This is a genomic window from Fibrobacter sp. UWT3, assembly GCF_900230125.1.
Lineage (GTDB): Bacteria > Fibrobacterota > Fibrobacteria > Fibrobacterales > Fibrobacteraceae > Fibrobacter.
Map to the genome: position 1 here is coordinate 1,051,936 of NZ_OCSS01000001.1, position 13,111 is coordinate 1,065,046.

At 56.0% G+C, this 13,111-nt stretch carries 10 protein-coding genes; 5 read left to right on the forward strand and 5 right to left on the reverse strand.

Going from position 1 to position 13,111, the window contains the following annotated elements:
* Positions 1-2: 2 nt before the first annotated feature.
* The 3 genes from CRO08_RS04480 to CRO08_RS04490 all read right to left on the reverse strand — a co-directional run bounded on the left by CRO08_RS04480 (position 3) and on the right by CRO08_RS04490 (position 4,309).
* Positions 3-2,918: a type IA DNA topoisomerase gene (locus CRO08_RS04480; RefSeq protein WP_097035215.1), complete on the reverse strand. Its 2,916-nt coding sequence runs from the start codon at positions 2,916-2,918 to the stop codon at positions 3-5.
* A gap of 32 nt (positions 2,919-2,950) precedes the next feature.
* Positions 2,951-3,403 (reverse strand): zinc ribbon domain-containing protein, encoded by a 453-nt coding sequence (locus CRO08_RS04485; RefSeq protein WP_073114092.1) that lies wholly within the window; start codon positions 3,401-3,403, stop codon positions 2,951-2,953.
* Between the two features lie 90 nt (positions 3,404-3,493).
* On the reverse strand, positions 3,494-4,309 hold the full coding sequence (locus CRO08_RS04490; RefSeq protein WP_097035216.1) for a hypothetical protein: 816 nt from the start codon (positions 4,307-4,309) through the stop codon (positions 3,494-3,496).
* A gap of 333 nt (positions 4,310-4,642) precedes the next feature.
* Here CRO08_RS04490 and CRO08_RS04495 point away from each other — a divergent pair, with 333 nt between their 5' ends.
* A complete protein-coding gene (locus CRO08_RS04495; protein ID WP_097035217.1) occupies positions 4,643-5,380 on the forward strand; it encodes an SDR family oxidoreductase in 738 nt (245 codons plus the stop codon).
* Positions 5,381-5,384: 4 nt separating this feature from the next.
* Here CRO08_RS04495 and CRO08_RS04500 read toward each other — a convergent pair whose 3' ends face one another.
* Positions 5,385-6,545 carry an acyltransferase family protein gene (locus tag CRO08_RS04500; RefSeq protein WP_097035218.1) on the reverse strand — a complete coding sequence of 387 codons (1,161 nt, stop codon included), beginning with the start codon at positions 6,543-6,545 and terminating at the stop codon, positions 5,385-5,387.
* Between the two features lie 108 nt (positions 6,546-6,653).
* Between CRO08_RS04500 and CRO08_RS04505 the strand changes: the two genes are divergently transcribed.
* From CRO08_RS04505 to radA, 3 genes are all read left to right on the forward strand, one after another.
* Positions 6,654-7,214: a deaminase gene (locus tag CRO08_RS04505; RefSeq protein ID WP_097035219.1), complete on the forward strand. Its 561-nt coding sequence runs from the start codon at positions 6,654-6,656 to the stop codon at positions 7,212-7,214.
* 20 nt (positions 7,215-7,234) lie between these two features.
* A complete protein-coding gene (locus CRO08_RS04510; RefSeq protein WP_097035220.1) occupies positions 7,235-8,812 on the forward strand; it encodes a hypothetical protein in 1,578 nt (525 codons plus the stop codon).
* Positions 8,813-8,907: 95 nt separating this feature from the next.
* Positions 8,908-10,302 (forward strand): DNA repair protein RadA, encoded by a 1,395-nt coding sequence (gene radA / locus CRO08_RS04515; protein WP_097035221.1) that lies wholly within the window; start codon positions 8,908-8,910, stop codon positions 10,300-10,302.
* A 49-nt stretch (positions 10,303-10,351) separates the two neighbouring features.
* On the opposite strand, the gene CRO08_RS04520 is transcribed toward radA, so the two are convergent.
* Positions 10,352-11,773, reverse strand: coding sequence for a pentapeptide repeat-containing protein (locus CRO08_RS04520; protein WP_097035222.1), 1,422 nt, complete (start codon positions 11,771-11,773; stop codon positions 10,352-10,354).
* A gap of 129 nt (positions 11,774-11,902) precedes the next feature.
* On the opposite strand from CRO08_RS04520, the gene CRO08_RS04525 reads away from it, so the two are divergent.
* On the forward strand, positions 11,903-13,105 hold the full coding sequence (locus CRO08_RS04525) for an NAD(P)/FAD-dependent oxidoreductase (RefSeq protein WP_097035223.1): 1,203 nt from the start codon (positions 11,903-11,905) through the stop codon (positions 13,103-13,105).
* Positions 13,106-13,111 lie beyond the last annotated feature (6 nt).

The following is a 13,111-nucleotide window of genomic DNA, read 5'->3' on the forward strand; positions in this document are numbered from 1 at the left end:
CGTTACTTGATAACTTCAACCGTCAGTTTGTTGAAGGCGATTTTTCCGCCTTCCCGCAGTTCCAGGGCTGCACGGAAGGTGGTTTCGTTCTTCTTGAACGGCTCCAGCACGGGTGTGGCCTTGTCTTTTAGCAGTTTTTCGACTTCCTCGTCGCTGAATTTGCGCTGGTAGAACACCTGGGGGATGCCGTAGTTGCATTGCGGGCACACGTAGGCGCCGTCCTGGTTTGCACCCTGCGGGCCGCTTTGCTGGGAAGTGCTGCCGCGGAAGCGCAGACTGTCACCGCAGACGGGGCAGGGGAGGTCTCGATGTTGGAATTCGAATACGGCGCGGCCCTTGTCGGCGCCTTCGCCCCACTTGAGGGCGGCCGCGAATTCGGATCCCTTCTTGCTCTTGAATCCTTGAATGAGCGGCGTGTGCCCGCTCCCGAACAGTGCCGCGATTTCCTTTGCGGTAAGCACGTGCCCCGCGATGGTCTTGAAAAGCGTGAAGTTGCAGTCGTTTGTCATCCCCGGCTCTTTTCCATTTGTCATCCCCGGCTCCGACCGGGGATCTTTGGATTGCGCACTCCCCGTGCAGAATATCGCGTTCTTGTTCTCTTCGAGCGGGCTTCCGCACAGCGGGCACTTGTAATCCGTCTTTTGCCCGTGGAACTTGCCGTCGCTTTCGAAGGCGAAATTGATATTGAAGTCCTTGTCGAGCGTGAGCTTGGCCGAGAATTCGGAGCCTTTCTTGCTCTTGAAACCGGAAAGCGGGCCGACGGTTTCGCCGGCGAGGAGCGCCTTGACTTCGGAATGGGCGAGCATCTTGCCTGCCACGGTGTGCCCGAACCTGAAGCCGCATTCTGCATTGGGGCACACGTAGCCCCACGGGGCTACATCGAGCGCGCCGCCGCACTTGGGGCAGTTCAGCTTTTCGGTCGCGGCCTCGCGCTCGAACTGGCAGGCATAGCGGGCATGCAAGTCTGCAAAAAGCTGCTTCACGTATTCCACGATGCCGTCGCGGAATTCGACCGGCGAAAGGGTGCCCTTCTCGACCTGGGAGAGCTTGTACTCCCATTCGCCCGTCATCTCGGGCGATTTCACCTTCTCGTCCATGAGCGCGATGACTTCGCGGCCTCGGGCGGTACTCACCAGGTAATTTTTCTGCGCCTCGATGAACCCGCGCTTCTTGAGCGTTTCGATGATGCCCGCCTGCGTGGCCGGCGTTCCGAGCCCGCGGTCCTTCATGGCCTCGGCGAGTTCCTCGTTCTCGATTTGCTTGCCCGCCGTCTTCATCGCGGCAAGGAGTGTGGCTTCGGTGTAATACTTGGGCTTGCTTTTCTTCTTTTTCTGTAGTTCCACGCTGTCGAAGGGGGAGGTGTCGCCCACGTTCCATTCCGGGAACGCTTCGACCAGGTTCGTGATTTCGTCGCTGTCGCCCTTGCCCTCGGCGCCTCCGTCTGCTTTTCCGGTCTCCGTGCCGACATCGCCCTTCTTTCCTTTCGTCTTTCGTCTCTCGTCTTTCGTCTCTTTTACTAGCGCACGGAATCCCAAATCCTCGTTCCGCTTCAGCTTCAGCCGGAACAGGTCTGGATTTTTTGATTTCGGGTCTGGATCCTTCGACTCCGCTGACGCTTCGCTCAGGATGACCTCCATCTCGCTCCATACGTACGGCTTCAGCCATGCCTGCACAAAGCGTTCCTTCGCCAAGTCGTAAATCTTCTGCTCCATTTCGGGTAGCCCGTTCGGTGTTTCGCCGGTCGGGATAATGGCGAAGTGGTCGGTGACCTTGCTCGAGTTGATGAACACGAAATTCTCGCTTTCGTTGCGCATTACGCCCTTCTGTTCGGGGCTTGCGAGCCTCTGGGCGAGTGCGTATGCCTCCTGCTTCATGGTGTCGGGCAGGTACTGCGAGTCGGTACGCGGGTAGGTGAGCAGCTTCTTTTCGTAGAGGTTCTGCGCGCAGTCCAAGACTTGCTGGGCGCTGAACTTGAAACGCTTGTTGCCTTCTTTCTGCAGTTCCGTCAAGTCGAAGGGCTTTTGCGGGAACTGCTTCTTTTGCTGGGTGTCGATTTTCGCGATGGTCGCCGGTGCGGGCGGCTTGCAGCGCTCCACGACCGCGTTCGCTTCCGCTTCCTTCTCGAAAACCGCGACTTTTAAACCTTCGGACTTTTTGTCAGATTCCTTTGCAGAAGCATCTCTTTCGTCTTTCGCCTTTCGTCTATCGTCTAATACGTATTGCGCCTGGTACCCTTTCCATGTGCCGACGACGCTGTAGTAGTACAGTTCCTTGAATTGCTCGACGATGGTATCGCGTTCCACGACCAGGTTCAAGGTCGGCGTCTGCACGCGGCCCACCGAAATCATTTTCCCGCGCCCGGCGGTGAGCGTGTAGGCGCGCGTCGCGTTGAGCCCTACCATCCAGTCGGCACGTTGCCTAAGGCGGGCGGCGTAGCTCAGGTTTACGCGCTGCGTGGCGTCTTCCAGGTTCTTCCACGCCTTGTCCAAATCCTTCGCCACGTAGCTGTTCACCCACAGGCGCTTGATGGTCTTCTGCTTGAAAGCGGGCGTAAAATCGAGCACCAAATCGAAAATCAGGTTTCCTTCGCGGCCGGCATCCGCGCCGTTCACGAGCACGTCGGCCTGTTCCATCATCTGGCGCACCACCGCGAGCTGTTTTCGGGTGCTCTCGATTTCCATCAGGCGGAACTTTTCGGGCAACAGCGGCAGGTTCGAAAGCCGCCAGCCTCCCTCGTAACCGGGGTAGGCGTCGAGCGGCGCGAGCGTAATTAGGTGGCCCACGCACCAGGTGATGCAGTGGTTCTTGCCGATAAGGCATCCGTCGCCCTGCGTGAACTTCTCTCCCTCGATCCGCTCGAGCATCGGGCGGTAGTGCTGGTTTGCAACAGAGGGCTTTTCGGCGACGAGAAGAATCATGGTTGCCGAAAAGATATAAAATTGATGTGCGTTTAGGCCTGCTGTTTCCAGTGTTTTAGTTGCGAAAGGTGCGAGTCGAAGAACTTGCGTCTTTCTGCTTCCGGCATGTTTTCTGGGTTAGGCATGTGCGAAAGCAAAAAGTCCAGCAGTGTATTTTTGTCGGCGTAGGCGAACTTGCCGTCGGCATAGCACCACTTGCAGTAATCCTCGTTGAAGTTGCCGTCGATTTCGCGGCTGATCATCGCGTCGTCGCCGAGGGGCATGCCGCAACACTGGCAAAAGAGCTGACGCGGCGCGCCGAGCAGCGTATTGATGGAAACGTTGAATTCGCGAGAAAGCACCTTGAGCATTTCGGTGTTCGGCTGAGTCTCGCCGGTTTCCCAGCGGCTAACGGCCTGCCTGGTCACGTGAATGCGTTCAGCCATCTGGTCTTGCGTGAGGTTGTGCTTTTCGCGGATGTTCTTCAAAATTTCTTGGGTCGTCATGAAATCTCCTTTGTTCGATTACAGAGTCAAATATACCTACGGCCTGGCGCAAATGCAAGAAACAGGCTGTTGCGTTGTGTAAAAGATAAACTAGTCTTTTGGTGGAACTTGTCTCGGCATCTTCAGGTTCAGGGGGCGGTAAAGCTCGTCGTATATCTGTTGGAGCTGTTTCGGCTCGAAATCGTAAAGGCGGAAAGTTCCAATGACGCTTCTTGCGGTATCGAGGTTGCCGAGATTCCTCCCGACCTGGATATGCTTGAAACCGACGGTCTTGAATGCGCGCATAAGGGGGAGAAGTTCGCGTAGAATTCGCTTGTTGTTGCCGCTTTCCAGTATCAGGACAATCCAGTCGCTATCGGGAAAATCGTTGAACCGTCTACGCGCCATGGCCAGGTCCTTGGCGATTAAATTGAACGGGGACAACGGCTCGATTTCTGCGTGTGGAAAGTCCCGGTTGCGGATAGTTTCCAGTGAATTCGGAGCTCGCTCTCCCGAAAATCCGTCGCCGGTCATTGCGATGAACGCTCCGGTGGAATCGGTGATGTAGGCTTTGCTGGAATCGGAATGTAGCGCCCATATCTTTTTACCGGGGTCGTCTTCCGCTTCCTTCTGGATGGCGACGTATAGGACTTCCGGTTTTCTCTTTTGATAATCTTCTGATGAGGGATTGATGAGTTCCGTCAAAACGGTGTAATAGGTGTTCGGCATGAACCCGCGCCGTGCTCCAATCACGAAATAGCTGTCGGTGACGGCGACGGCCAAATTCAGTAGGGAAGGATCGTCTGCTTCAAAAGGAACAGGGAAATCCTCGAACATGCCGTCGGCGCTAGCGTTCGGTTGTTCTTTTGGTGTCGAGCACGCTCCCGCAAGAATGCTTATGATTGCGAAAAGAAAAAATTTTTTCATACTACTTATTCAAAGGTAATAAAAAGGAAAATTGACGCAACATTTTTGACATGCGGCGGGGAACACCGCGAGAACAAATTTTCGTGTAAATTCACTTTTTACAACCGCTTTGCCAAAAAAAATGCTAAAATTATATTTGTAAGCGTGAGGACCTCGGGTCAAGCGCTTACGAAATTAGCCCCTGTCACCCCGGCAGGGGCTTTTTCTATACATTCCGGCGTTGTTCCTGCGTCTTTTTACACCTGTAAACGTTTTTCCGCACAAAAACTCCCCGAGTCAGGCCTTAAAAGTCTATTTTTTAGAAAACCGCGCAAATGCGCAAAGGGATTGAAAATGATCGACGTGAAGGGCAAGTGGACCTTGATTACCGGCGGCTGCCGTGGGGTAGGCCGTCTCACCGCCATCGAAATGGCGAAACTCGGTGCAAACATCATCTTGCAGGGCCGCGACAAGGCGCATGCCGAACCCGTGATGGAAGAACTCAAGAAGTACGGCGTCGAAGTGCGTGCCGTGGGCTGCAACCTCGAAAACGAAGCCGAAATCGATGCCGCCCTCGCAGAAATCGACAGCTGGGGCGTGCAGGTGGACCTCGTGTTCAACAACGCGGGCCTCATGAGCCACTACTTCACCGACTACCTGACCAACACGATGGACGATTTCCACCACGCGATGGCCGTGAACTTCTTCGCCCCGATCAAGATTGCCTACCACTTCTTGCCGGGCATGATCCAGCGCGGTTTTGGCCGCATGCAGCTCACCACGAGCGGTATCGCGAACGAGCCGGAACTCATGGGCTACGCCTGCGCGAAGGCCGCCCTCACCAAGTTCGTGAAGGATTTCGCCTGCAAGCTCAACGGCACCGACGTGATGATGAACGTGATGGACCCGGGTTGGCTCCGCACGGACCTTGGCGGCCCGAACGCCCCCAACGCTCCCGAAAGCGTTATCCCGGGCTCGATGGTCTCCGTGATGCTCGACGACAAGAAGAGCGGCCGCTGGTTCAGCGCCCAGGAATTTACCGGCATGACCCTCGCCGACGCCGTCGAGAAGGGCAAGTCGGTAGAAGCCTAGTTGCTCAGGCCTTCCGAAGCAGTCTTGAAAGAAGGGGGTGCAGAATTGCATTCCCTTTTTCGCATAGTATCCCGAGCCCTTTCCAGAACAGGTCAACAAGCGTACCTGCAACAAACGAAAGCGCAATCAGCAAAATAAGCGAGAGAATCGCATACCTCGGGGTCGTGACCATTTTGGACATAATCCCGAAATAGTAACAGAAGAACGTGTGGATGAGCCACATATTGGTGCTCTGCTTGCCGAGCTGCACAAGCCCGCTACGGAGCACCCGGACCCGGTTTACGATGTCGATGGTCGCTACCGTCAACGCGGGGATAAAGAAAATATCGAACTTGTCGCCAATTTCGCTCTGACGCAGGAATATCACCGCCATCCATATGCCGATGTCTGCAATGGGGTTCAACAGGCCGTTCTTTTTCATGGAATCGTTCAGGCGGTCGAGAATCCCGTTCCTTGCGACGATTGCTCCCATCCAGAAGCAGGCGGCGTAGGGAGCCGTCTGGCAGAAGAACTTGATGTAGAGCATGTTCCTGCCGAGCACGCCCAGCGTCTCGTTCTTGATGACGCCCGGGAAAATGTTCGTCATGAGGATGGTGACGACGATGGCGAGGAATATGTTCACCCGCATGGAGAACTTGTCGATGATGGCGCGGATGAGGGGGAAGGTCATGAGCGCGAAGGCGTAGCTGATGAGGAACCACCATTCCCTGTTGTAGGTCGAGGTGAACCCGAGGAAGTTCGAGACGAGTTCCTTCAGCGTAAAATTGGAGAACCTCGTGTAGATAAAGGCATCTTGGCAGTAGGCCGCCTGTGTGGAGAAGAAGATGAACCCGATGGGGATGAAAATCAGAAAAACCTTCCAGTACGCGAAGTAGAGTTTCTTGAGTTTCCCAACCAGGTCGAACTTTTTGCCGAATTGGCTCAGGTAGGTGCCGTACCCGCCGAAAAAGAAGAACATCGGTACGCAAATCTTGCCGAAGAACCCGAAGTAGATGGTGGAGGGGATCCCGAAAATCGTGAACAGGTATTCGAGGGGCTCGCCCGCCGTGCGGGTACCGAAACACCACAGGTGGTGCATCAGCATGAGCGTGATGGCGACGGCCTTCATTATGCGGGTGTCGTCAACGGTCAGGAACTTGTCGGTCTGGATGGGTTCGTTTGTCATAGGGTAAAAACGCGCGATTGTCCGATATTTTTATGCAATAATAGGAATTATGGCGCACTTTGACATATGCTTGATCCCAAATGGCACATATTGACTATATTTCGGTACATGAACAACAACTCTTCTCGTACAAAACTTCGCGATGAAGTTTATACCCAAATGATGGTGGCGCAGGCCCGTCTAAGTAAAGACCAGAATACGCAGATGGGTGCGGTACTCGTGAGTGCCGACGGTCGCGTGATTAGTACCGGCTACAACGGTGCCCCGGCGGGTTTTGACGACGAAACCGTCCCGTACACCCGCGAAAAGCAGAAACTCGCTTACGATTTGCTCGACGCCGATACGGGTGAACTCCTGAGCCACCACGAGTTCGAGGCGAACAAGTACCCCTTCATGGTGCATGCCGAAATCAACGCGCTCCACTATGCACGTGGCAAGGTGCCTGCGGGTTCCAAGCTTTACGTGATCGGGTTCCCGTGCGAACGCTGCGCCCTGGACGTAAGCCTTTCGGGTGTTTCTGAGGTGTTCGTGACCAAGGACGATTACGACACGAAATCGACCCTCAACAACAGCCGCGATACCGCCTACTACATGTTCGCGCAGGCGCATATCGTGGTGACGCTTTGCGGCAAGCGCATCCGCCCGGTGGTCTCGAAACCCGCGAAGTAGCACCTGGCGAAGGTTTGTCTATGCGCCTGTTCAAGAGTCGTTGCGCCTGGCTTTTGTTTGCGAGCGTCCTGGCTGCGTGCAATCTGCTTGCATGTAGCGACTCTGCGAGCGTATTGGACAATCCCGATGCCTCCACGGTTCCGCAATCATCTTCGGCGAAATCTTCTTCATCGGCCCTGGGGCGATTTGACCCCTATTACGGCGCGGATTCCGCTTCGGGCGAGCCTGTCGATACCGCGGGCATTGTCGCCCTAGAACTGGGGCTTTGTTCTGCCGACCGCAAAAACGAAATCGGGCGCACTACATTTTGCGGTTCGACATGCTATGTGATTTGCGATTCTTCGCAGTGGCGTTATGCCACGATGGACGAACGCGATGTAGACGGGTTCCCCGAGGATGCCCCCGAAGGTTCCATACGCAAAGGAAACCTGCTGAGCCTTGACCGTGTCTACGTTTTCGAGGATGGCAGGTGGCGCCCGCTGACATTCGTGGAAAAAAAACTCGGCTATTGCGATAGCTCTATTTACGACAAGATAGATAGCGTTCGCGGGTCGTACTACTACTGTATGGCGCCTGATGGCGACGGGCGCGCGGAGTGGGCCGAAATTCCCGCTGTGCAGGCGGACTACCTCCTGTTGCCGGATAGCGCCGAAGAGGATGACCTTTCTTACGGCTCGCGCTCGGGCAGGTATTTCCTGTACAGGCTGGGCAAATGGCACATGGCGGTCATCGAGGATGTTGTCGGGTATTGCTACGACAGGCGCGAGGGGCTGGTCGCCAAGTTCGCAAGCGGTTACGTTGTCTGCAGGTCCGATATCTGGATGCCCGCCCTCCGTGAAGATATCCTGGGCCCTTGCAATGCGGAGAGCGAAGGGAACGTGAGGCGCGTGCGTGCCTTCGAGTTTGCGTGCGAATCGGGAAGCTGGATTCCGGTCAATCTCCATTCGCATGAGGTGGATTCCGCGTTCTACTGGGATGCCTCCGTCGACGACCTGGGGCGAGTGCGGCTTGATTCCGCGACTGCAACCGCGGGATATTTCTATGAATACACGGACCTTGCCTTTAGCGGGAATTCTTCCGTCGAGTACCCGTCGAGCGTGAATACGATGGGATCCGCGTTGCGGCTTGCCCCGCTTGTAGCGGAATATGGCGCGATTCCCTTGGAGGTCAAGATGGGGGATTGCTACTCCAGGCCTTATGCCGGGCTCGGATTCAACCTCTGGAATTCCAGGGTGTGGAGCGATTCTTCGGAGGGTGTGGACATCCGCCGATGGGAGGGCTTGTGTATTGCCTACGAGTCCGAGGCGCCGCTGACGCTTGCGATTGCGCCCGAGGGAGGCTTTGTGCTCGAGGGGGGCAATTTCCACAAGGTGCGGCTGGAAGCGCGGAAACAGGCGGGCATGATAAATATCCCGTTCGAGAATTTTGTGCAGGACTCCGGCTATGGCTACCCGGAAAGCCTTGAAACCGTACTTTCTTCTGCGGCGTCGATTCTTTTCTATGTAGAGGGCGAACCCGAAAAGAAATACGGGTTTGCGGTCCACGCGATTGGAAGCCTTCATGAGTGCGCCCGCTGGTCTGAACCCGGGAAAAAATAGCGGGCCTGTTGGGATTCTAGAAAAAAAACTGCTTTTTTGTGCATTATTTCTTTAAATGACACATTTTGTCGCTTGTATTTGTTATATTAGTGCACATGGTAGCACTAAACAAATCGAAGGCAAAAAAAGAAGTTGAGTTCCTCTGCACGGAATGCGGCAACACCACGCCCAAGTGGGTGGGCAAGTGCCCGTTCTGCGGGGCGTGGAACACGCTCAAGGAACATGCGGTAGAACCTGCAATAGAGGGGCCACGTGCATCCCGCGGGCTCGGAGGGCCGGTCCACCAGGTTGTGACGCTCAAGGATGTCGCGACCGAAGACACGCGGCGGCTGAGCACCGCCAATACCGAATTTGACCGCGTGCTGGGTGGCGGGCTTGCACCAGGTTCCCTGGTGCTCATCGGTGGCGACCCCGGTATCGGCAAGTCCACGCTGGTTCTTACGACTCTCGCCACGATGACAGCCGCCGGCGTCAAGTGCCTGTATGTGTCGGGCGAGGAGAGTGCTTGCCAGGTAAAACTCCGGAGCGAACGCCTGAGCGTATCGGGCTCGGACATGCTCCTCCTGTGCGAGACGAGCCTCGAGAAGATTGTGGAACAGGCAAACCAGATTAAGCCGCAGGTGCTGGTCATCGATTCCATCCAGACGGTCTACAAGGCCGACCTCTCGGGAACGCCCGGGAGCGCCACGCAATTGCGGGAATGCGCTCTCGACCTCATGGTATTTGCGAAGAATACGGGGTGCATCACCATCCTTATCGGGCATGTCACGAAGGATGGCCAGATTGCGGGCCCGCGCATTCTCGAGCACATGGTCGATACCGTCGTGTATTTCGAGGGCGACCGCAATCACCAGTACCGCCTGCTGCGTACCATCAAGAACCGCTTCGGCGCGACAGACGAGATAGGCGTATTCGAGATGACGAGCCACGGGCTTATGCCGGTAGAAAACCCGAGCAAGGTCTTTTTGCAGGAGAACACACCGCCCACGCCGGGGAGCGTGGTGTGCTGTGCGCTCGAGGGCTCCCGGGCGATGCTTTTTGAGACGCAGGCACTCGTGAACCAAACGGGGTTTGCCGTGCCCCAGCGCGTTGCCGCCGGCATCGACCCCAAGCGACTCACGATTATCCTTGCCCTGCTCGAGAAGTTCGGCGGGGTGAGCATCGGGGCCTCCGACGTGTTTGCTAGCATTGCCGGTGGCATCAAGGTTTCCGATGCGTCGTCGGACCTCGCGCTTGCCCTCGCCATCGCGAGCAACCACCTGGGTATCCCGCTTTCCCGCCAGACCATCGCGGTGGGCGAGCTCGGTCTGTCGGGCGAGGTCCGGAGCGTGTCGCTCCTGGACCAGCGGCTCAAGGAGGCGCGTCGCCTCGGCATGGTCGAGGCGATAGTGCCGGCGAGCGGCCGATTGCCCGAGGTCCTCGACGGGATGAAGGTCGTGCGCGTGCACAACCTCTCCGAAGTCATTGCTTGGCTCATGGACAAGAAGTAAAAAAAGCCCCGCTTCCGCGGGGCGTTTAATTCCATAAAGGGACTAGCGACTACTCGTCGTCATCGTCGCTGTGTTTCCTCTTTTTCTTCTTTTTCTTCTTCGGCATGGCGTCGTCAGTCACGGAGGACTTCTTGTTGCCCTGCACCACGACTTCGGCGGCCTTTTCACCCGGCTTGGTGAAGCCGTACTGGCGCGGTTCGAAACCGGCGGGGAACTTGGTGCGGCTGTCGTAGATCACCTTCTTGGCTGTGAACTTCTCGATCTTGGCGTCGCTCAGGTCGGCACCGGAGAAGTCGACGTTCTGCATCTTGGTGTCGGCGTCGATCTTCACGTTCTTCATCTTGGCGTTGGTGAAGCGCACGTTCTCGAGCTTGGCACCGGCAAAGCTTGCGCCGTTGAGCTGGGCACCGATAAAGTCGGTCTGCTGGATGGTGGAGTTCGCGAGGTTGGCCTTGTCCATGTCGGCACCGTCGAAGATGTTCTTCTTGATGTATGCACCGTCAAAGACTGCCTTCGTGAGTTCGGTACCGCGGAATTCGCACTTGCTCACTTCGGTATCGAAGAACGAGGTCTTGTTCATCTTGGCCTTGTCGAAATTGCTCTTCTTCACGGCGCCCTTGTCGAACACGACACCGGTGAGGTCCTGGCCCTTGAAGTTCATGCTGCTCAGGGTGGACTGGGCGAACTTGGCCTTCTGGAGCTGGGTCTTGGAAAGGTCCACGTCATCGAACTCGGTCAGGGAAAGGTCGGCATCCTGCAGGTTCACGTTCTGGAACTCCACACCGCTGAAGTTGGCCTGGGAAAGACCGGCCTTGGAGAAGTTCACGTTGATGAGGTCGACGCCCTTGAAGTTCGCGGCGATGAGGTTACATGCCGTAAAGTCGGTCTTCACGAGGGTAGCCTTCTTGAGGTTAACTTCGCCCATCAGGGAGCGGGAGAAGTTCGCGTTCGTGAGGTTTGCCTTGCTGAGGTCGGCGCGGGTAAGGTCCACGTCCATCACGGACGCCTGGGTAAAGTCCACCTTGCTGAAGTCGGTTTCGTCGGCCACCTTCATGGCGTCAAGGCGGGCGTTCTTGAAGTTCACGTTCGGGAACTGGCTACCGAGGAGCGTTGCACGGTAGAGGTCGGCCTCTTCCATGTCTGCGCCCTTGAAGTTCGAATTGCGGATGTCGGCGCCACTGATGGTCACCTTCTTCAGGTTTGCGTTCTTGAAGTTCGCTTCGCTAATCACCGCGTTACGGAAGGACACTTCCGGGAGCTGTGCGCCCTGGAAGTTCGGCTTTTCGCCTGCACTGCGCTGGAAGTCGGTGACGTTCTTCTTGGCCTTGGCATCCGAGAAATCAAACCCGTCGATGCGCTTGTCGCGGAAAGACATATTGAGGTCCTGTCCGGAATAATCCTGGGCAAAACCGCTTATTGCCAGTGCGCCGACAAGGCATACACCAAGTTTCGAAATCTTCTTCATATTCATATATCACTATTCCTTTATGGAAAACTAAACAACCTATAGCCCTAAAATAACTAAAAAAAAGAAAAAATACTCACTTATTTAAAAAAAAGACCATATTTTTTTGCTTAAAAAACTATTTTTGGCCCTAGAATGTCCGTTTTTAAGTTTCAAGCGTACGATTTGGTCGTCTGCGGGGCTGGTCCTGCAGGCCTCATGACCGCCTATACGTTTGCAAAAATGGTCGGAAACTCCAAGAAGGTGCTGCTTCTCGACAAGAAGGAACCCTGGAAGGAACCGATTTTCTGTGCCGAGGCGGTTTCGACCGACAGGCTCTCCAAGCTCTGGCCCATAGACCGGTCCTGGGTACGTGGAGACATCTCGGGAATCTACTTTACGTCGCGCAAGCGCTATCGTGCGGAATTCTACAGCAAGAACTGCGGCATGATTCTGGACCGCCCCAAGTTCCACCATTCTATTGCGGATGGTTGCTTGAATGTGGGTGCGGAATGCCATTTTGATACCGTGGTGAAGAAGCTTTCGCGCAATGCGGATGGTTCCTGGAATCTGGAGGTGCAGCCGAAGGGCGGCGAGGGTGAAACTATATGTGCGAAGGCCGTTGTGGATGCAACGGGCCCCGGTTCGCGCCTGACCCGCGGGATTGAGTGCCTTGAGGGCATAGAATCCGGCGATACCGACCTGGAACCCGCAATTTTCGCGGTGGCGGAAGGCATCGAGCACAGCCGCGAGCACATTGAGCTCTTTTTCGGGAGCGATTTCCCGGACGGCTACGGCTGGATATTCCCGCGCGACGGCGTGGAGGTGAACATCGGTTTTGTGCTGGGCAAGAACGTGAACCGCGAGGGCACGCTCCGCCAGAGGTTGCTCGACTTTATCGCGAAGGATTACCCGCAGGCGAAGGTGAAGGCCGTGTATGGCGGTATGATTGCCTGTGGCCAGTCCACAAGGCCCATGGCGATGTGCGGGCTTTTCAAGGCGGGCGATGCGGCAAGCTGCATGAACCCCATCAGCCGCTCGGGCATCGTGGAAGCGCTCCTGTGCGGGACTATTGTCGCAAGCTCCGTGAACGAATGGCTCGACGCGAAGTCGGAGAGCGAACGGGAATGCGTGGAGCGCTCCGTGCTCGACCGCTGGATGAAGGCGCTTGGCAAGTCGCACCTGCAGTTGCAGCGCGCGAAGGCCGGTTTCAACAGCATAACGGACGAGCAGTTCGACCGCGCCGCCGAAAAACTCTCGAAGCTCCCGCGTGAAAAGCAGACGCTGTTCCGCATATTCTTTACGGTCCTCCGTACGTGCCCTTCGCTAATCTGGAAGATGCGTTCGTTTATTTGCTAGGTGATG